Source organism: Bacillus pumilus (assembly GCF_900186955.1).
GTDB classification, from domain to species: Bacteria; Bacillota; Bacilli; order Bacillales; family Bacillaceae; genus Bacillus; species Bacillus pumilus.
The window spans coordinates 3512205-3531236 of the sequence record NZ_LT906438.1 but is presented as its reverse complement, the minus strand read 5'-3'; the positions used below and the strand labels follow the sequence as shown (position 1 = coordinate 3531236).

Genomic DNA, 19032 nt, shown 5'->3' with positions numbered 1-19032 from the left:
AAAAAAATACATAAAAAGGCTTCGGAAAGATCCGAAGCCTTAAGAGTTTATCATACATGAAAATAAGATGCCAGCTGCTCGTTTGCTAATCGGTTTCCGACAAAGAAGGAACCAAATTCGCCGTAGCGTGCACTGACTTCATCAAAGCGCATTTCATAAACCAATTTTTTGAATTGAAGCACATCGTCAGAGAAAAGAGTGACGCCCCACTCATAATCATCAAAACCGACGGAGCCTGTAATGATCTGCTTTACTTTACCAGCATAGCTGCGGCCGATTAAACCGTGGCTTCTCATGAGTGATTTACGCTCATCCATAGAGAGCATGTACCAGTTGTCATTGCCGGAACGTCTTTTATCCATTGGATAGAAGCACACGTATTGAGAAGAAGGGAGCTCTGGGTATAGACGTGCACGTACATGCGGGTTTTCGTAAGGATCTCCGCCATCTCCGCCTCCTGCTAAGTAGTTGCTAAGTTCAACAACTGAAACGTACGAATAAGCTGGGATCGTAAACTCTGCTAGTCGTGTCTTGTTGAATTCAAGTTCAATTTCACCCAGTTCTTCCATGGTTGGACGCAAAATCATGAGCATAATATCTGCTTTTTGGCCGACAATACTATAGATTGTTTGGCTTCCAGCCTTATCGTGCTCAGCTGTTTTCCATTTTTCTAATAGACCTGTGAACTCATGAAGAATCGCTTGCCGCTCATCACTTGTCAGCAGCTTCCAAGCTGTCCAGTCAAAGGTTCTAAAATCATGCAGTGCATACCAGCCGTCTAGTGTTTGAGCTGCTTCATTGGTTGTATGTTGTTCGCTCATTTATTTCACTCCTATTTACAGTTTTCCATCTGTTCCAACTATAACATAGTTTGTCCAAATGGAGATGTGATCAAAACTTGAACGACGAAGTCAGCTTTTATGGAAATTGATTAAATTAGTTTGAAAAATATGAATTTAATTTGTAAGCGCTATAATGTAAGTTGGTAGTTTGAATTTATGTAGAAGAAGAGTATGCTTGAAAGAGAACGCTTTTTTTGTAAAATCAAGGAGGGTATATAAGTGGCAGATATTTTTTCAACAGTTCAGGAAAAGGTTGCAGGTAAAGGAGTAAAGATCGTTTTTCCTGAGGGAATGGACGAACGCATTCTAACAGCCGTTCAAAAACTAGCAGATGGCAAAGTCTTGCAGCCAATTGTTGTAGGTAAAACACAAGAAGTTGAAGCAAAAGCAAAAGAATTAGGTCTTACACTTGATGGTGTTGACGTGTATGATCCTCATACATATGAAGGTTTTGAAGAGCTTGTACAAGCTTTCGTAGAAAGACGTAAAGGCAAAGCAACTGAAGAGCAAGCAAGAAAAGCATTACTAGATGAAAACTACTTCGGTACGATGCTTGTGTACAAAGGTCTTGCAGACGGACTTGTGAGCGGTGCAGCACACTCAACTGCTGACACAGTACGCCCAGCACTTCAAATCATTAAAACAAAAGAAGGCGTAAAGAAAACATCTGGCGTCTTCATCATGGCTCGCGGCGAAGAGCAATATGTGTTTGCTGATTGTGCAATCAACATTGCACCAGACAGCCAAGATCTAGCTGAAATTGCAATCGAAAGTGCAAACACAGCCAAAATGTTCGACATCGAACCACGTGTGGCAATGCTTAGCTTCTCTACAAAAGGCTCAGCAAAATCAGACGAAACAGAAAAAGTATCTGAAGCAGTTCGTATTGCAAAAGAAAAGGCACCTGAGCTTGTACTTGATGGGGAATTCCAATTCGATGCAGCTTTCGTTCCTTCAGTAGCAGCGAAAAAAGCACCAGATTCCGTCATTAAAGGCGATGCTAGCGTATTTGTTTTCCCTAGCCTAGAAGCTGGAAACATCGGCTACAAAATTGCACAGCGCTTAGGTAACTTTGAAGCTGTAGGTCCAATCTTACAAGGCTTAAATCAGCCAGTAAACGACCTTTCAAGAGGTTGTAATGCCGAAGACGTTTACAACCTTGCACTTATCACAGCAGCTCAAGCACTATAAAATAGCATCTCGGCTAAAACAGTCAGCGCGATAGATTCGTGCTGGCTGTTTTTTTATTTTGGACAAATGTGTACAATATAGAAAGAAAACAATCTGATCGTAGATAAAGCCGATAGGATGGGCAGGTGCTAAAATGGAGGATTTGATACATAAGCTTCAGCATAAGGTCGCTTTTTTAACTGATGCACAGAGGAGAATTGCAGATTATATCGTACAACATCCAATGGAGGTCGCTTTTTTAACTGTCGATAAATTAGCGTCAAAAGTCGGGACGAGTACAGCAACCATCATGCGCTTCTCTGCTGCTGTGGGGTATTCTGGTTTTTCTGAGTTTCAAAAAGAGCTTCAATCAGCGATGAAGCATAAAGCTGACCCTCAAACAAGACTTGAGGCGAATCTCAAGCATTCAAATAAGAGTAAGCTCCTGCATAACCATGTAGAACTGCAATTTCAAAATATCCAGTACGCATTGGACAATATCACGGAAGAAACCTTTCAACAAATTGTTGGGAAAATAGCCAACGCGCGCCACGTTTTGTGTACAAGTGTCCGAAGTGGAAGACCTGTTGGCGAGTACATGTCATTAGGAATCAATCGGCTATTGGGGAATTGCCAGTATATTGATGCAGATCAAAGTGACTGGATGGATGATTTGGTTCATTTCAACTCGGATGATTTCATTATAGCTGTCAGCTATCCGCGCTATGCAAAGCGTATGAAGGATTTGATGGAAGCAGCGAAGTCTTATGGAGTGGAAGTCCTTTTAATTACAGACAGTTACAGCTCTCCACTAACCAAATATGCACAATATGTATTACCGTGTTCCTCAGCAAGTGTAGGCTCTCATAACTCTGTCGTATCTGCTATCTTTATCGTCGATTTCATCTTAAGTGCATTAGCGATGAATGATCCTGAAAGAACAAAACCACGTTTAGATCAAATCAATCATATGTTAACGAAAATGAGTTATCACACAACACATTAGTCGTGTGGTGACTCATTTTTTTTATTTTAAAATTTTCTGAAAGCGCTTTACTAAATAAAAATGAGATGGTATGATCTTATCACAAAAGTAATATATATTACTTTATATAAAATTAAATGTAATGAATATAACTCAAAGGGGATGATGGAAACAATGAGTACTGTTCAATTCGTGTCAAATGATCTTATAGCTAGGGCAAGAAAGCTTAACTCGACCTTGCTGTCAGACGTGATGGGATGCACCGGCGCGATGGATCATCAAATCAAACCAGTTGCGAGAGGCATGAATGTAGTCGGCACAGCTTTTACCGTGAGCTTACGGCCAGGAGATAATCTGTTTCTTCACCAAGCGATTTATTCTGCACAAGTAGGCGATGTACTCATCGTAGATGGGAAAGATCATAGGGGTCACGCATATTTAGGAGAATTGATGGCTAGTTCAGCAAAAGCTGTTGGAATAGAAGGAATCGTGATCGACGGTCTTGTCCGCGATAAAGTCGCTTTAGAGGAATTAGCTTTTCCAATCTATAGTAAGGGATTCACGCCGAATGGACCTTTTAAGGATGGGCCTGGTGAATTGAATGGAATCATCTCGTGTGGAGGGGTCAAAGTATCACCAGGTGACTTAGTCGTTGCAGATGATGATGGAGTGGTGATTGTTCCGAAGGAGAAAGCAGAAGAGATGCTGTCGTTGGCTGAAGAGAAACAAGCATATGAACATCAAAGATTAAAAACCATTCAACATTATATGAGCGAAGGAAAGCAGGATATCAGTCTCTTAGCGCCTGCATGGCTAGAGGGCAGAATGAAAAAATTCCAGAGATAGGGGAATCTGTGATGAAGATAGGCTTTATCGGTTATGGAGAAGCTGCATATGAGCTGTCAACGGGATTGAAAACAGAAGGATTAGATCATTTTTATGCGTATGATGTACTATTACAGAATGAGAAACTTGCTGGACCAATGAAAGAAAAAGCAGCCCGCACAGGCGTCGAATTAACAAGTAATGTGAGTGAAGTCATTGGAAAATCTGACATTGTCATTGCGGCTGTGCCAGCGAATAAAACCCTAGAAGTGGCTCAATCCGTATTAGGAAGTTTGAAAAAAAATCAAGTATATGTGGATGTGTCGGCATCAACTCCAGATATTAAAAAACAAGTGGCAGACGAAATTAAAAAGCAAGAAGCTCTATTTGTAGATGCCGCCATGCTAGGATCTCTTCCGGTTAACAAACACAAGGTTCCAATCACTGCTAGCGGAAGTGGAACAGATCGATTCATTGAATTAACGAAAGAATACGGTATGAATATTACAAAAATCAGTGATCAGCCAGGAGATGCCTCAGCCTTAAAGCTAATAAGAAGCATTTATATGAAAGGGATTGTCGGTTTACTCATTGAATTTTTGGAAATTTCCAAAAAATATAATGTCGAAGATCAAGTGATTTCTTCACTAAGCGAAACGCTGGACAGCAAAAGTTTTGAAGAGACGATGAATCGTCTTGTGACAGGAAGTGCATTACATGCAAAAAGACGAGCGGTCGAACTACTTGGCTCTATTGAAATGCTGGATTCAGCTCATATTGATGCGAGCATGTCCCGGGCAGCACAACAGAAGCTAGAGAGATTAGCAGATTTTCAATTCGTTGAACGGTTTAATGGGGAAAAACCAGCCAGCTGGGAAGAAGTCATTGACGTGATGCAGCAAGGGTGATGTTTGTAAGCGCTTTATTAAAATAAGGGGAGGCGAAGAAACGACATGGGTTTTATTGCATTGATTGTATTCATAGCCGTCATCATTATATGGAATGTCGTCGTGAAACGAAATATGGGAGAAGCCATGCTGTTAGGCTTTATTGCAACCACTTTGTTTGGCGGAATGGATGCGCTTAGACTGTTCTGGGATGGTTTAAAATTTGCATCCACATATGAGGTGCTTTATGCAGCCGTTGCGTTTGTGTTCATGGCCTATTTAATCGAAAAGCTGGAATTAATTCACGCACTCTTGCGCATCCTGAATTCGGTTGTCGGCAAGCTTCCTGGGGGAGCGGCTTATATGAGTACGTTAGGTTCAGCAGTCTTAGGTGCTCTTTCAGGTTCAAATTCTGCAAACACAGCTGCCACTGGCTCTATTACGGCTTCTTGGATGATTAAATCAGGATGGAGCCGAACCCATACGGCCACGATTCTAGCCGGGAATGGCGGACTTGGAGCCGCGCTGCCGCCAAACTCTTCCATGTTTATCATGCTGGGCTTTGCACCAGTTGCAGCCCTTGTCTCTGAAGGTGATTTATATATTGCTCTTTTAATAGGAGGACTGTATCAAGTCGTATACCGGTTTATTTTGGTGTATATTCTGGTGAAAAAGAATAAAATCCAAGCGATGCCGCCAGATGATATTGTTCCCTTTAGAGAAGCTGTGAAACAGGGATGGAAATCGATTTTTATTTTTTTCGGTGCCTTGATCCCTATCATCATCACAATTGGTCCGCTGGCAAACTACTTAAAAAGTAATCCAAACATTGGACCAGAGGCAATGGATCAAATTTCTTTAATTACGTGGATTCCGATTCTCATGATGCTGATTAGCTTAACAATTGGAAGAAAAAAAGCGTCTGCGTTAGATTGGTCTCAGTTTTTCAAGTCGGCCATTCCTAAGTTTACAACGATCGGTGCCTTGATGCTGTTTGCTGTTGCTGCTAGTCAGGTGCTTGCTGAATTAGGACTCGCAGAAGATTTGACGCAAATCACGTCAGTACTTGCCATTCCGAAGTGGCTCATGGTGCTCATTGTTGGTGTTCTTGTCACGCTGGTGGCTGGACCATTATCTTCAACTGCCACATTAACAGCTGTTGGGCTTGTCTCATTTTCAGCTTTAATCTCAGTCGGAGTAGACCCTGTTGTCGCTGTTGTCGCCATTCTTGCTTTTTCATCAACAGAAGGCGCTTCCCCGCCGGCATCTGGGTCAATTTTCATCGCTTCTGGTCTTGCAGGAGCCCGGCCGGAGAAAACATTTATACCGCTCATTCTTTACTATATGCTGCCGATTGTAGGAATTGGCTGGCTCATCGGAATGGGCATACTTCCAGTATAGAAAGGAGAAACACATGAGAGCATTGATGGAATTTTTATTTAAAGTGCTGCTTGTCCTTTTCTTAACGTCAGGTACCCTGTTGGTATTCGGTCAAATACTAGGGATTCTCTTGCAGAATGGAGATTTGATCATAGCAAGTACGAACCTATTCAAAAATCCCACACTAGTGTTAAGCGCTTTTTTTAGTCTTGTTGGTTTCTCTCTTCATTATATTTCTGAAAAGAAAGACACGTCATTTAGCGATCAACCATCAGCATCAGCTGGTGATTCGATCAAATAAGCGTCAAAAGCTGGATTCAGTTGGTGAATTCAGCTTTTTTTGTGCGTGTGAAATAGGCATAGAAACCCAATACGTACGATTCATTTTTCGTTGAATTCGTTTTCAATCATATGCCTCTTGTGCTAGGAAATGGTAACATAACGGAGGACTATTTAAGGAATAGAGGTGTTTGACGATGTCTGGAGCTATCATCGGTTATACAACAGCCTTGTATTCGTTAAAGGCAGACATATCCATAAAAAAAGAACAAATCATAGAACTGAGCATGTGTCGAAAAGAAATAAAAGAAGCAAAATCGACTCTGGCAGATGCTGGTAAAAAAATCACTCATCCAGATCTGACATCACATACATGGTTTGGCCATCTTGCAGATACGTTTGATGACATTCGAGACGAGATGGCATCCGCCAGTCAAGAGATTAAAGGTGTACAGCTGACCAATCTAGTGAATCGAATTGATGAGAAAATCAGTGACCTAAAATCGGAAATCCATTCGTTAGAACATGAGATCCATTCCGTTGAAAGAAAAATAGAGAAAGAAAAGCAGAAACAATTGGAAGAAAAAAGAGGGAAGTCACATGAGTAGAGAAATCAAAATAGATGCCAGTGAAATCAGACAAGTTTTACAACATACCAAACAATCAGGCGCTCAAATGAATACAAAACTTCCAACAACCATCAAAGGGAGAAACCAGCTCCTAGCAGCAGATACATTAGAAAGAATCAATCAACAGTTGAACGAATTAAGTACATCCTACATAGGCATTCTTCAGAAACAGCTTGTACAAACAGAACAAGCGGTGAACACCATGATCGAAACGGACAAGGCGCTTGCCTCCAGCAATAAAAGAAAATAAAGGAGAACGCAATGAAAACCCTTGACGCCTTTGCGCTAATAAACGGAATTGACCAAACGCTGAATACATTAAAGCAGCAATCACAACAAATCAGCTCCATAGAAAAACAAATCCATCACATCATTTCACTTGATGGCGCACTAAAGGGAGAGGCGGGACAAGCCATCCGCTCCTTTTATACAGAATGTCATATTCCCTTCCTGCAATTCTTTCAGGTCGTCATTGAAGAATACAGCACTGCGCTGAAAAGCACAAAACAGGCGCTTCATGCACTTGAATCAAACGGGCATGGCTTTATATCACAAGCATTTATTGAACACGAACTTGATCAAGGTTTAAAAAAAGCTGAACGAATGATTTCTGAAATCGTATCAGAGGTGAACCAAGCTATTGGCAGAGTTGGTCATATTGTTAAATTACCAAATGTAGACGAATCAGCTTTTCAGCAGAACTATCAAAAAGCATGGCTCGAGACCTCAAGAACCGTTGGTCTGCTTCATGCATTTGACAGAGAGCAAACAAGCGCTTTACAAGAAACAAAAAGCTCCCTTCAAACAATGAAGCAATACATCAACACGTTAAGCACCATGTTCACCGGCCCAAAAATCGACATCACGAGCTATCAAAAAGGGTCTATTTTCAAAAATGAAAAAGAAGAAAAAATAAGCAGCACCATCAGTGGATTGAATGACAAAATAGACAACCCGAAAGACAACCCGATGATGATCATGCTGAAGAAGCTGAGAGAGAAAGAACGGACGAATGTGGAGACGGTTGTTCTGGATGACACACATAAACACATCAACAAACAAGTCACAGTCAACGACCCATCCCTTACGACATTGCAAAGGGAAGCCGTGAACGGGAAAAACAAGATTCATAGAGACATCAGGGTCATAAATGGTAAACTATACAACGTCAAAGGCATTAAAAAATTAAAAGAATTCGATATCGCAGATGAAGTCGTCACCGATTCATCCGATATTGATTTTATTGGCGGCCGATACACCGTTTACGCCAATAAACAAATCATCCGAACGTATATCGCGAACGGTGAAGTAAGAATAGAAGAAGTAGACAAAATCCCAGAAAGCCGCAGCCGAGGAAACGCGAAACGCATATTAGACGGTGAAGTCGTCTCAACAGCCGAAAACATCATCCTAGAATACAGCGGCATCTACGACGGATATCGAGCCGTTACTGGCAAAGACCCAGAAACCAGCCAAAACATCAGCAGAACAGACCAAGTTCTGTCCGTAGCTTCAATTATCCCAATCGCTAAAATAGTGAAGGTAGGGAAATATGTTTTTAAGATGGATCAAGGGAAGAATGCGGTGAAAAGGGTTACTATTAGTACAGGGAGCAAGATAGATTCTAACACAATAAGAAAATATGTTAGGGATATAGAAGGACGAACAGGAAGAGAGCTACCTAAAAACCAAATAGATAATTTGAAAGCAGCATTAAGAAATAAAGAGTATAACAAAATGTCACCCATAGAAACGGCTAAGCATCGGGCGAAATTTGACAGTTTGAAAAATAAAGTAATCAAAGATTGGGAAAGAAATACTGGACAAAAGTGGCCAGTGTATAATGAAAATATTATTTCGGAAAAAACCGGTAAAGTAATTAGAAAAAAAGGAGATAAGTATGATGCTCACCATATAATTGAAAATACTTTTGGAGGGGAGCATGAATGGTGGAATATGCATCCTGCAAAATTTCCAAATGAGCATCAAGCTGGTATACATGGTGCAGGTTCACCAGCAAATACATTATTTAAAGGAGTTAAAAAATAATGAGATATGAGTTTATTAAGAAAAACGAAGAAAATAGTTTTTTTTTAGTAACTGAAAAAGAAATAATAGATGTTGAAAAGGAACTTGATTTAAAGTTTCCCAAGGAGTTAATTAATTTTTATATAGAGGTAGGTTACGGTTTTATTAATGGGTCTGAGTTTAACATTAATCGTATTATGGACCCTTATTCTGTAAGAGACTTTCGATTAAGGGCTAATGATTTTGAATTCTATCCAGACATTGAAATCTATGATGAATTTGAGAATAACAAATTAATATTTTTTGAAGCAAATGAGACAGCTTTAATGTCAATTGAATTGAATGAAAAGGATAGAAGCGCAATATACTATTATGATATCCAAATCGCTAATTCTTTAGAGGAGTTTTTAACCAATATCCAAGAGGATGATAAATATTATCTAGATTTACTAATAGACTATTAAAAGCCTTTCAAGATTTACTTTGCCATTGATCAATTAATATATGAGAATTGGACAAGGGGAAATTTATAAATTGGAATATAATTGTGGATTGAGTGACCTGTTAAGTAAATCTAAAGATAAAGCAAAACTTCATAAACATAGCACTTATCTAGGAGGATCCAAATGGTCGATTTATCCCAAATCCCAGGCCTAATCATCAACAATCCAGAAACTGATATAAACATCAAAAAGGCAGAATCCCAACTAAACATGGTGCTACCCGATGCTTATAAAAACTTGCTGAAACAGACAAATGGATGTTCCATTGGCGGCGATGTCCTACTATACGGCACTGAGGACATGGTGGAACGCAATGCAACATGGGAGGTTCAGCAATATGCAAGCGGCTATGTGGCGATTGGCGACGATGGCGGCGGGCGAGTATTTCTCATGCGTCAGGCCGAAGAGGAGAAAAAGGTGTGGATTGTGGATGCTGGTGTAATGGACCCTCAGCATGCAGAGTTGGTGACTGAAAACTTGCTGGAGTGGGTGAGTAGGGGATGTATCATTGAATGATCACAGCCTTCAAATACATGAATCACTGAAAAGTAAAACTGAATCATCCAACTGAACGCTCTGTGACGTCAAATGTCATGGAGCTTTTTTGACGATCTCTCTAATTCTCCCTCCATTCATCCCATGTTATAATAAACACAGTTTATGAACGAGAGGATATGCAGGACATGAAAAATGAACCTATTGAGTTACTGACACAGCCGAAATGGCGAATCATAGATCAATCGAGCCTAGGTCTCTATGTGGACCCGAAGCAATCCTTTGCGATGGATGATACGCTTTGTGCGTCGGTCGGGAAAGGGCTCTCACCAGCGACAGCGCGTTCTTGGGTGCATCACAATACAATTGTGCTTGGAATTCAGGATACAAGGCTTCCTTTTCTGCAAAATGGCGTGAAGCTGCTTGAGGAAGAGGGGTATCGCGTCATTGTACGTAACTCAGGCGGTCTTGCTGTGGTGCTGGATGAAGGTGTCTTAAATGTGTCGTTAATCTTTGCGGAACAAAAGAAGGGCATTGATATTGACCGCGGGTATGATGCGATGGTGGAATTGGTCCGTCGGATGCTGTCTAAGTATGAGGTGGACATTGAAGCTTATGAGATTGTCGGCTCTTATTGTCCGGGCAGTTATGATCTAAGCATCAATGGAAAGAAATTTGCAGGCATTTCTCAGCGTAGATTACGCGGTGGAGTCGCTGTGCAAATTTATTTGTGCGCAGATGGAAGCGGGCGAAAACGAGCTGATTTGATTCGCCGTTTTTATGAGGTGGCCTTAAAGGATAAACGACATGAGGTGAAAGCGGTATTCCCTGATATACAGCCTGATACGATGGCATCCCTATCAGAATTAACTGGAGAACCAATTGACTGTGCGCTTCTCATGCGTCTTTTACTAGAAGAACTCCAAAAGCTGAGCGAACAACTGACAGCTTCAGGACTGACCACCGAGGAACAGCTAGATTTTGAGAAAAACATGACGCGGATGATTGAACGGAATGAAAAGGTATTTTCTTAAAAATCTTGAAAAGCATAGAGGTGAAGTGATGGAAACGAAGCTTGAGAAAGCCATTGAACTTCGAAAAAGTGGACACCTTCAAGAATCAAATAAAATGCTCTCTTATCTTGTAGAGAAGTATCCAGACGATGCCTCTATTCATTATCAATGTGCCTGGAGTTATGACTTGTTAGGAGAGGAAAGGCAAGCTGTCTTTTTTTATGAAAGAGCCATTGAGTTAGGATTGTCTTCAGAAGAACTAGAAGACGCTTTACTAGGGTTAGGAAGTACATACAGAACTTTGGGAGAATATGAAAAGTCAAAACAGATATTCCTAAAAGGGATGGAAACTTATCCAGACAACAAAGCCATTCAAACGTTCTATGCCATGACTTTGTATAATTTAAAGGAACATAGCAAAGCGATGGAAATATTACTGAACTGTTTAACTGAAACGACAAAAGATCCTGCTATTTTAAGTTATCGAAAGGCGATTGATTTTTATTCAAATCAGTTAGATAGGTTATGGAAATAATAGTTGATTTGGCTACTTGAATAAAATTGGAGGGGCAATGTTATGAAAAAATCCCCTCCTTTGTTATGAAATTTTATATGTAATAGTCATTTATGGCATAAGAAAGAAGGAAAATGTATTGTCATTATTCACCACGTATTACCCGCTGTTTATGCTTTGTGTTTTATCTGTGCTGTATGTAATGTATCGTATTCAGCCGGTGGCCACTACTGTTAAAAAAATCATCATTGTGCTCTGTGTGTTAACAAATGCCGCCTATATTTGCTGGCGTCTTTTCTTTACACTGCCGCATGAAGGTATTTTTAATATTGTGATGGGTATTTTGCTTGTTGCCTGTGAATGCATTGGGTTTTTACAGCTGCTTGTGTTTTATACACTTGTTTGGAAGCCTTCCAATCGGAAACAAGTTATGATCAGTGATCTTGACAGGCTGCCAACAGTTGATATTTTCATAGCTACATATAATGAACCAATTGAAGTGCTGAAACGCACTGTTGCAGGTTGTGTGAATCTCTCTTATCCAAAGGACAAAGTCCACATTTATTTATGTGATGATGGCAAGCGGGCGTCTGTAGAGCAGCTTGCTTCTGAGTTTAGTGTTCATTATCTGACAAGAACAGATAACAAGTATGCGAAGGCGGGTAACTTAAACCATGCGATGTCTCAAACGAATGGGGAGCTGATTCTCACACTTGATGCGGATATGGTCCCCCTTCCTTCGTTTTTAGAAAAAACAGTCCCTTACTTTCATGATGGAGCGACGGCGTTTGTTCAAGTTCCACAGGCGTTTTATAACGAAGATCCTTTCCAATATAATATGTTCTCGAAGGATCGAATTCCAAATGAGCAGGACTTCTTCATGCAAACCCTCCAAGCTGGGAAGGATCGGTTTAATGCTGTGATGTATGTCGGTAGTAATACTGTCTTTAGAAGAATCGCCTTAGATGAAATTGGCGGATTTGCTACTGGGGTGATTACAGAAGACATGGCGACAGGAATGCTACTCCAAGGAAAGTTCAAATCTGTGTCTGTCGGAGAAGTATTAGCCGTCGGTCTGGCACCTGAAAGCTGGCTGGATCTGTTAAAGCAGAGAGATCGGTGGTCGAGAGGGAACATTCAGTGTGCCCGTAAGTTTAATCCTTTGAAGGTTCGTGGCTTAACGCTGATGCAGCGAGTTCTTTATTTAGATGGTATTGTGTATTGGTTTAACGGTTTGTTTAAAATGATTTACATTCTCACACCGATTTTGTTTTTATTGTTTGGTATTCAAAGTTTCTGGGCAGATTTCCAGTCCATTTTCATGTTCTGGCTACCGGCGTTCTTTAGTTCCTATTTAGCATTTAAACTAGTGTCGAATCAAAAAAGAAGCATGTTTTGGAGTCATATTTATGAAAGCTCTATGGCATTCCACCTGGCTGGTGTGGCTTTAAGTGAGCTGTTTTTCAAAAAGAGAGTGGAATTTCTTGTCACACCAAAGGGAATTCAAACGGACAAAAGACACTTTCATTTGAAAACGATGATTCCCCATTTGATCTTTTTGCTGCTCTCATTGCTTGTCCTAGTGAAAATAGGATACGATGTGAAGGTAAATGGGACGATGAATGCTGATCTCATGTTGATTAATATATTTTGGGTGATGTATAACGGTGCAGGTCTATTCATGGCACTGCTTGTGGCGTTTGACCGTCCGCGTTATCGGAAATCAGAGCGATTTCTCATTGAAAAAGACGGGCAGCTTCATTCCGATCATCAAAATCAGTCGATTGCTTGTTTTCTACTAGATATGAGTGATTCAGGTGCGCGTCTATCCATTCCATTGGATCAAGCTTCTTCTCTTTATCAAGGACAAACGCAATTGTTCTTTTCAGAGGATGCAAGTGTGGCGTGTGATGTGGTTTGGAGCCATCCAGAGGGAGACAAGCTGATGGTTGGTGTTGCTTTTACTGACACACAAAAATCAGAGTATCTATCACTGATCCGCTTCCTATTCACACGAGAGCATGTAGCCATTACGGATCGTGAGAAAAAATCCTATGCTGTTCGGACGTTTCTCCGCTTTATAAGAGAAACAGAGAAAGTGCCAAAGGCTATACGGCGCAAATGGATGAGAAAACCTTTAAAAGGTGTGACAGGCACGTTATCATATGAGGACAAATTGGTGCCGTTGATCATACACGATATTAGTGTATCTGGGTGTAAAATAGAGTCTGAAGCAGTCATTGAATTACATGAGAAAGTGCGGATCACCATTGACGCAGAATCTCTGACGGATCAGCCCGCAATTGCCGTTTGGACTTCAAAAAGACGCGGCCGCACAATGGTCGGATTCAAATTTGTTCAACCTGACATCAAGCAGATAGAAGAAAGAGAGGGAGTGGTTTCTTGAAATCAAAAAACGGCGGTTACCTCTATTTACTATGGCTTCCTGTCCTCATGGGAGCCGGCTACGGCATTTCGCTTTTGGTGCCGTTTCTTCAGCCTGTACTGACACTTGGCATCGCAGGTCTTTATATTTTTATATTTGGTGATTTTCAGGTGAGACAAGTCAGGTATATTTTTATGTTTGTTTTTTTGATTAATGTCCTATTTAGTGTGATGCTATTTTTGGGCATTTAAAAAAGTGCTTCCCGCAGATGGGGAGCACTTTTTGTTATTCTGCCATTTTTTCGAGGTTGCCGTTCCGGTCCATTTTAAAGGTTGGAGCGGCAGTGTCGTCCTCTTCAAACAAAACTAGTTTTCTTGCACGGTTCATGATTTTGACGAGTGTTTCATAATCTTCTTGAATCGTGAGTTGATCCTTTTCAAGCTTTTTCACTTCTGCTTCTAGCTGTGTGACTTTATGTGAAAGTTCGTTATTTTCTCGTTTTAACCGGCTGTTTTCCATGCGTAAGGCAGAGGATTGCTGTCCATCGCCTTCATAGCGGCGCAAGAAATCAATGACATCTTCGATGGTTAAATCCTGTTGCTGCCTAAAAGGATTGGCTTCTGGCTTTTTCTCTACGACATGAGAAGCCTGTGACAATAAATGTGATAAACTAGCTAACTCTTCATTGTAGCTTTGGTCTACAAACTGAAGTTGCTCGGCTGTTTCAGATGCTGGTGCAAACGTTTCTTCCTTCGCTGGTTCCAGCTCCTGTGAGAATTCCTCTTGCGTGACTGTTTCTTCTACTTGCGGCTGATAGAGTAATCGTTTCTTTGCAGGCTGACCATTGCCGAGTGCGCGCATCCGTTGTTTCCGCTGCTTTTTGGCAAGGGCTAGAGCTTTTTCATATTGATGCCTCACAACAGCATTCCATCTAAAACCGCATGCCGCTGAGGTGCGATTTAGCTTGTCTCCTACTTCTTCAAACGCATTCAGCTGTGTGCTGCCCTCTCTGACGTGACGTAAGACGGTTTCTGCCAAAAGGAGATCGTCTTCCTCTGACCAAGCATCTTGTCTTTGTTTTGACATGTTTAAACCCCCATATGATTTGATGGTATTAGATTAGCCAAGTTCAAGAAAGTTTATACAAGTTTGCTAAAAGGATAGTGGAAAATACTAGCTTTTATGTGAGCATGCTTCGGCGTTTACAATGCGTCTTGCAAGTCCAGCCGCTTCGATGTACAATGTTGGGTGGTATATTAAGACTCTTGGTTGTCCAACTGTTTCATATAAAATGAAGTTCATCATTGAAAGGAAGCGTAAGACCATGGCTAATGAGTTTCGCGTATGTGACGATTGCGATGCGACGAACCTAAAGACGTTGCTGCCTCGACTCAAATCGGTTGACCCTGATGCAAAAATTGAAATTGGCTGTCAATCCTATTGTGGTCCAGGACGAAAAAAGGCTTTTGCGTTTGTGAACAATCGCCCATTATCCGCACCAACAGAAGATGAGTTACTCGAAAAGGTTCAAAAAAAAGTCAAATAAATGTCACTGAATGTGTTCAGTCGACCTAAAAAGAGGTCCGCCCCTGTCAGGTCGGGCTTTTTACGTCCGTGCAATGGTTGAGAACACATTCTCGAGCAAATTCAAGGATGTTTTCGGGAAAAGTTACCCGATATAATAGAAACACGTCTTAAAAAAAGAGGGACGAAACGATGGCGTATCCAAAAGGGAAATTATCTGAGGAAAAGGTATTTAAAGATCCTGTGCACCGTTATGTTCACGTACGGGACGCATTAATATGGGATTTAATAGGAACAAGAGAATTTCAGCGCCTGCGCCGAATTAAACAGCTAGGAACCACTTATTTGACGTTTCATGGTGCAGAACACAGCCGTTTCAATCATTCACTCGGTGTATATGAGATTGTGAGACGGATTGTGGATGATGTATTCAAAGGACGGCCGGAATGGGATGAGGGAGAACGCGAGCTTGTCCTGAGTGCGGCCTTGCTTCATGACCTCGGACATGGACCATTTTCTCATTCCTTTGAAAAGGTCTTCCACTTAGATCATGAATCGTTTACAAGAGATATTATTTTAGGGCAAACCGAAGTCAATGAAGTGCTTCGCCGGGTGAGTGATGATTTCCCGAAGCATGTGGCGGAAGTGATTGCCAAGACGTATCAAAACAAACAGGTGGTCAGTTTGATCTCAAGTCAAATTGATGCCGACCGTATGGACTATTTGCAGCGTGATGCCTACTATACAGGCGTCAGCTACGGCCATTTTGATATGGAGCGTATTTTGCGCGTGATGCGTCCGAGAGAAGATCAGATTGTGATGAAGCAGAGCGGGATGCATGCGGTCGAGGATTATATTATGAGCCGCTATCAAATGTACTGGCAAGTCTATTTCCACCCAGTGACACGCAGTGCGGAAGTCATTTTAACGAAAATTCTCCACCGTGCAAAAGAGCTGCATGAAACGGGCTATATTTTCACACATGCCCCTGTTCATTTTTATTCGATTTTCGAGGGGAATGTCACCACAGAGGACTATATTAAACTGGATGAATCCATTGTCTTATTTTATTTTCAGGCGTGGGAAGACGAAGAAGATCATGTGCTGGCTGATTTGTGCCGCCGTTTTATGAACCGCCGATTGTTCCAATATACAGAGTTTAATCCGAATGAAGAAATGACGAAATATTTCAAGCTGACCGCCTTGTTTAAGAGGGCAGGCATTGATCCTGACTATTATTTAGTCGTCGACTCTTCCTCTGACTTGCCATACGACTTCTACAGACCAGGGGAGGAAGAAGAGAGACTGCCGATCCACCTTTTGACGCAAAGTGGTCATATTAAAGAGCTGTCGAGACAGTCAGATATTGTTGATGCCATTTCCGGTAAACGAAGAACCGATCATAAACTTTATTTCCCGATGGACTTAATTGTAGATATGTCGGAAAAAGCTGAAGAAAAGAAGGCAATCATGAAGCTGCTTGGATTGGGATAAGGAAGTACTGAAAAAGGAGATGTCGGGAATTTGTTGAAAGAGCATGCAAAGTTGATGAAGGTATTCTCTGAATCCGGGGAAATCGTTGGACGGAAGAAGCTGCAAAAGATGATTTACATAGCAAAAAAGCTAGATTTGCCTTTTTACGAGAAATACGATTTTCACTTTTATGGCCCCTATTCAGAGGAGTTGACGCTCAGAATTGAAGAGCTGTGCAACCTTGGATTCTTGGACGAAATGAAGGAAAAAAAAGGCGGATACTATCAATATCGCTATTCGCTGACGGACAATGGGAAAGAGTTTCTCGATCAGTGTGAAGTGGACATGCCTGACCTCAAAGTGCTGACGAAGCAGATGAACGAGCAGTCGTCTCGTTTCCTAGAGCTCGTCTCTACGATTTTATACTTTGATGATCTGCCAGAAGATGAGGTAAAGGAAAAGGTCTTCACCATTAAAAGCAAGCTGCGCTATACGGACGAAGAATTTGAGGATGCTCTTGCTTATATTGATCAGTTGAAGGAATTGAACTAACGAGAAGAACCAGTGTGTGATGGCTAATGGCTAGAACAGACTGGTTTTTATTTTGCGCAGAAACAAGTCGACCGCATGGATCGACTTGTATTTTATGAATGGTGATAAGAGAATCTCGCTAAAAATTGTTTTGTACGTTCTTCTTTCGTCTGTTCAAAGACTTCTTCCGGCGTACCTGATTCGACGATGACCCCATCTTCCATGAAAATCACCTTGTCGGCAATATCATAGGCAAAGCTCATCTCGTGCGTGACGATGATCATGGTGACCCCGGTTTGCGCTACCTGTTTAATGACATCAAGCGTTTCTCCTACAAGCTCGGGATCTAATGCAGAGGTCGGTTCGTCGAACAAAATGACTTCTGGATTTAAAGCCAGTGCCCGTGCAATGCCAACTCGCTGCTGCTGTCCGCCAGATAATTGATGCGGATAAGCATCCTTTTTCTCTAGCAATCCAACCTTTGTAAGCAATTGAAGAGCTGTGTCATAGGCTTGATCTTTCGGATGTTTACGGGCAATGACTAAACCTTCCATGACGTTTTCAAGTGCTGTTTTATGAAGAAATAGATCGTATTGCTGAAAGACCATGGCGGTTTTTCTTCGAAGTGCGAGAATGGCTTTAGGCTTGGCTTGATTGAACTTGACAGTCGTGTCATCAATGCTAATTTCTCCTTGATCCGCACGCTCAAGAAAATTCAAGCAACGCAGAAAGGTTGATTTCCCAGAACCGCTCGGACCTAATATGACAACCACTTCGCCTTTTTCCACTGATAAATCAATTCCTTTTAGAATCTCGTTCTTGCCGAACGCTTTATGCACCTGTTTTATGTTAATCATGCCAATCGTCTCCTTTTGTTTTTGTGTCCATATTTCTCATATGCGGCTGTGATGGCTTCAATAGAGGCGCACAGTGCCCAGTAAATCAGGGCAACGGCGATGTATGCTTCAAGATAACGATAGTTCACATTGGCTTTGATTAAAGCGCCGTTTAAAATATCGACCACAGACACCATAGAGACGAGAGAAGAGGCTTTGATTAAACTGATCAGCATGTTGTTCAGAAGTGGAAGGGAGATGGGAAAGACTTGTGGAATGATGACCCTTCTTAAGACCTGTTTGCTGGTGAAACCAACGGATAATGCGGCATCGAATTGACCCTTTGGAATAGATGCAAGAGAGCTTCGAAATATTTCGGATAACCCGCTTACGGCATATAAAGTAAGGGCGAAAATGGCAATCCATCGTCTGTCCAAATCACTGAAACGAATCTGAAGAGAAAGAGATGCAGCCAAATGATCTAGCGAGTCTGAAAAAAGAAGATAAGATACGAGCAAAATTAGAACAACAGGAATTGCTTTAAAAATAGCCACAAACCATTTGAACAATTGAGATAATACAGGCACCTGATAAAAACGGATAAGGGCAATACCAAATCCAAAGACAGAGCCAAATATTAGCGGTAGAAAGCCTAACAGCAGAGTTGTTGGCAAATAATGAAGTGCAGCTAGAAAGGCCTGCAGCATAAAGGCAACATCAAAATCCACTCAG

General features: G+C 41.3%; 22 protein-coding genes. 18 read left to right on the top strand and 4 right to left on the bottom strand.

The window, feature by feature from the left end:
* Positions 1-50 precede the first annotated feature (50 nt).
* Positions 51-821, bottom strand: coding sequence for a hydrogen peroxide-dependent heme synthase (gene hemQ, locus CKW02_RS18480; RefSeq protein ID WP_003215092.1), 771 nt, complete (start codon positions 819-821; stop codon positions 51-53).
* 240 nt (positions 822-1061) lie between these two features.
* Here hemQ and pta point away from each other — a divergent pair, with 240 nt between their 5' ends.
* The 15 genes from pta to CKW02_RS18405 all read left to right on the top strand — a co-directional run bounded on the left by pta (position 1062) and on the right by CKW02_RS18405 (position 14187).
* On the top strand, positions 1062-2033 hold the full coding sequence (gene pta / locus CKW02_RS18475) for a phosphate acetyltransferase (RefSeq protein ID WP_003215086.1): 972 nt from the start codon (positions 1062-1064) through the stop codon (positions 2031-2033).
* Between the two features lie 133 nt (positions 2034-2166).
* Positions 2167-3018, top strand: coding sequence for a MurR/RpiR family transcriptional regulator (locus tag CKW02_RS18470; RefSeq protein ID WP_003214860.1), 852 nt, complete (start codon positions 2167-2169; stop codon positions 3016-3018).
* A gap of 153 nt (positions 3019-3171) precedes the next feature.
* Entirely contained in the window at positions 3172-3843 is a 672-nt protein-coding gene (locus CKW02_RS18465; RefSeq protein ID WP_080550323.1) for an RraA family protein, read from the top strand.
* Between the two features lie 11 nt (positions 3844-3854).
* Complete coding sequence (locus CKW02_RS18460) at positions 3855-4730, top strand: prephenate dehydrogenase/arogenate dehydrogenase family protein (protein ID WP_003215347.1); 876 nt, start codon at positions 3855-3857, stop codon at positions 4728-4730.
* A gap of 45 nt (positions 4731-4775) precedes the next feature.
* A complete protein-coding gene (locus tag CKW02_RS18455) occupies positions 4776-6110 on the top strand; it encodes a TRAP transporter large permease subunit (protein WP_003214816.1) in 1335 nt (444 codons plus the stop codon).
* A gap of 13 nt (positions 6111-6123) precedes the next feature.
* Complete coding sequence (locus CKW02_RS18450; protein ID WP_003215032.1) at positions 6124-6390, top strand: hypothetical protein; 267 nt, start codon at positions 6124-6126, stop codon at positions 6388-6390.
* A gap of 175 nt (positions 6391-6565) precedes the next feature.
* The gene (locus CKW02_RS18445; RefSeq protein WP_003215158.1) at positions 6566-6976 is read left to right on the top strand and encodes a YwqH-like family protein; all 411 of its coding nucleotides are present in this window, start codon (positions 6566-6568) and stop codon (positions 6974-6976) included.
* Positions 6969-7247, top strand: a complete 279-nt coding sequence (locus CKW02_RS18440) for a YwqI/YxiC family protein (protein ID WP_003215416.1) — start codon at positions 6969-6971, stop codon at positions 7245-7247. The genes CKW02_RS18445 and CKW02_RS18440 overlap by 8 nt, the downstream gene beginning before the upstream one ends.
* Positions 7248-7258: 11 nt before the next feature.
* On the top strand, positions 7259-9046 hold the full coding sequence (locus CKW02_RS18435; protein WP_003214934.1) for a T7SS effector LXG polymorphic toxin: 1788 nt from the start codon (positions 7259-7261) through the stop codon (positions 9044-9046).
* A complete protein-coding gene (locus tag CKW02_RS18430; protein WP_003215094.1) occupies positions 9046-9489 on the top strand; it encodes an SMI1/KNR4 family protein in 444 nt (147 codons plus the stop codon). The genes CKW02_RS18435 and CKW02_RS18430 overlap by 1 nt, the downstream gene beginning before the upstream one ends.
* A gap of 162 nt (positions 9490-9651) precedes the next feature.
* Positions 9652-10044 carry an SMI1/KNR4 family protein gene (locus CKW02_RS18425; protein ID WP_003215187.1) on the top strand — a complete coding sequence of 131 codons (393 nt, stop codon included), beginning with the start codon at positions 9652-9654 and terminating at the stop codon, positions 10042-10044.
* 167 nt (positions 10045-10211) lie between these two features.
* Positions 10212-11057: an octanoyl-[GcvH]:protein N-octanoyltransferase gene (locus CKW02_RS18420; RefSeq protein ID WP_034620271.1), complete on the top strand. Its 846-nt coding sequence runs from the start codon at positions 10212-10214 to the stop codon at positions 11055-11057.
* A gap of 28 nt (positions 11058-11085) precedes the next feature.
* Entirely contained in the window at positions 11086-11571 is a 486-nt protein-coding gene (locus CKW02_RS18415; protein ID WP_003215006.1) for a tetratricopeptide repeat protein, read from the top strand.
* Positions 11572-11689: 118 nt separating this feature from the next.
* Positions 11690-13957 (top strand): glycosyltransferase, encoded by a 2268-nt coding sequence (locus CKW02_RS18410; protein ID WP_003214890.1) that lies wholly within the window; start codon positions 11690-11692, stop codon positions 13955-13957.
* Positions 13954-14187 carry a DUF5970 family protein gene (locus tag CKW02_RS18405; protein WP_003214547.1) on the top strand — a complete coding sequence of 78 codons (234 nt, stop codon included), beginning with the start codon at positions 13954-13956 and terminating at the stop codon, positions 14185-14187. Before CKW02_RS18410 ends, CKW02_RS18405 begins: the two co-directional genes overlap by 4 nt.
* 34 nt (positions 14188-14221) lie before the next feature.
* On the opposite strand, the gene CKW02_RS18400 is transcribed toward CKW02_RS18405, so the two are convergent.
* On the bottom strand, positions 14222-15022 hold the full coding sequence (locus CKW02_RS18400; protein WP_003214842.1) for an RsfA family transcriptional regulator: 801 nt from the start codon (positions 15020-15022) through the stop codon (positions 14222-14224).
* A gap of 238 nt (positions 15023-15260) precedes the next feature.
* Between CKW02_RS18400 and CKW02_RS18395 the strand changes: the two genes are divergently transcribed.
* The 3 genes from CKW02_RS18395 to CKW02_RS18385 all read left to right on the top strand — a co-directional run bounded on the left by CKW02_RS18395 (position 15261) and on the right by CKW02_RS18385 (position 17485).
* Positions 15261-15482: a YuzB family protein gene (locus CKW02_RS18395; protein ID WP_003215259.1), complete on the top strand. Its 222-nt coding sequence runs from the start codon at positions 15261-15263 to the stop codon at positions 15480-15482.
* A 170-nt stretch (positions 15483-15652) separates the two neighbouring features.
* Positions 15653-16954, top strand: coding sequence for an HD domain-containing protein (locus tag CKW02_RS18390; protein ID WP_003214648.1), 1302 nt, complete (start codon positions 15653-15655; stop codon positions 16952-16954).
* Positions 16955-16984: 30 nt separating this feature from the next.
* On the top strand, positions 16985-17485 hold the full coding sequence (locus CKW02_RS18385) for a YwgA family protein (protein WP_003215119.1): 501 nt from the start codon (positions 16985-16987) through the stop codon (positions 17483-17485).
* A gap of 92 nt (positions 17486-17577) precedes the next feature.
* Here the strand turns inward: CKW02_RS18385 and CKW02_RS18380 are convergent, their stop codons facing one another.
* Both CKW02_RS18380 and CKW02_RS18375 read right to left on the bottom strand, forming a co-directional pair.
* Positions 17578-18321, bottom strand: coding sequence for an amino acid ABC transporter ATP-binding protein (locus CKW02_RS18380; protein WP_003215167.1), 744 nt, complete (start codon positions 18319-18321; stop codon positions 17578-17580).
* Positions 18318-19028, bottom strand: coding sequence for an amino acid ABC transporter permease (locus CKW02_RS18375; protein WP_003214542.1), 711 nt, complete (start codon positions 19026-19028; stop codon positions 18318-18320). The genes CKW02_RS18380 and CKW02_RS18375 overlap by 4 nt, the downstream gene beginning before the upstream one ends.
* Positions 19029-19032 lie beyond the last annotated feature (4 nt).

Bases quoted from the DNA above. Each gene is read 5' to 3' on its own strand.
- hemQ (WP_003215092.1), bottom strand. From the start codon at position 821: ATGAGCGAACAACATACAACCAATGAAGCAGCTCAAACACTAGACGGC.
- CKW02_RS18470 (WP_003214860.1), top strand. From the start codon at position 2,167: ATGGAGGATTTGATACATAAGCTTCAGCATAAGGTCGCTTTTTTAACT.
- CKW02_RS18465 (WP_080550323.1), top strand. From the start codon at position 3,172: ATGAGTACTGTTCAATTCGTGTCAAATGATCTTATAGCTAGGGCAAGA.
- CKW02_RS18460 (WP_003215347.1), top strand. From the start codon at position 3,855: ATGAAGATAGGCTTTATCGGTTATGGAGAAGCTGCATATGAGCTGTCA.
- CKW02_RS18455 (WP_003214816.1), top strand. From the start codon at position 4,776: ATGGGTTTTATTGCATTGATTGTATTCATAGCCGTCATCATTATATGG.
- CKW02_RS18450 (WP_003215032.1), top strand. From the start codon at position 6,124: ATGAGAGCATTGATGGAATTTTTATTTAAAGTGCTGCTTGTCCTTTTC.
- CKW02_RS18445 (WP_003215158.1), top strand. From the start codon at position 6,566: ATGTCTGGAGCTATCATCGGTTATACAACAGCCTTGTATTCGTTAAAG.
- CKW02_RS18440 (WP_003215416.1), top strand. From the start codon at position 6,969: ATGAGTAGAGAAATCAAAATAGATGCCAGTGAAATCAGACAAGTTTTA.
- CKW02_RS18435 (WP_003214934.1), top strand. From the start codon at position 7,259: ATGAAAACCCTTGACGCCTTTGCGCTAATAAACGGAATTGACCAAACG.
- CKW02_RS18430 (WP_003215094.1), top strand. From the start codon at position 9,046: ATGAGATATGAGTTTATTAAGAAAAACGAAGAAAATAGTTTTTTTTTA.
- CKW02_RS18425 (WP_003215187.1), top strand. From the start codon at position 9,652: ATGGTCGATTTATCCCAAATCCCAGGCCTAATCATCAACAATCCAGAA.
- CKW02_RS18420 (WP_034620271.1), top strand. From the start codon at position 10,212: ATGAAAAATGAACCTATTGAGTTACTGACACAGCCGAAATGGCGAATC.
- CKW02_RS18415 (WP_003215006.1), top strand. From the start codon at position 11,086: ATGGAAACGAAGCTTGAGAAAGCCATTGAACTTCGAAAAAGTGGACAC.
- CKW02_RS18400 (WP_003214842.1), bottom strand. From the start codon at position 15,022: ATGTCAAAACAAAGACAAGATGCTTGGTCAGAGGAAGACGATCTCCTT.
- CKW02_RS18395 (WP_003215259.1), top strand. From the start codon at position 15,261: ATGGCTAATGAGTTTCGCGTATGTGACGATTGCGATGCGACGAACCTA.
- CKW02_RS18390 (WP_003214648.1), top strand. From the start codon at position 15,653: ATGGCGTATCCAAAAGGGAAATTATCTGAGGAAAAGGTATTTAAAGAT.
- CKW02_RS18380 (WP_003215167.1), bottom strand. From the start codon at position 18,321: ATGATTAACATAAAACAGGTGCATAAAGCGTTCGGCAAGAACGAGATT.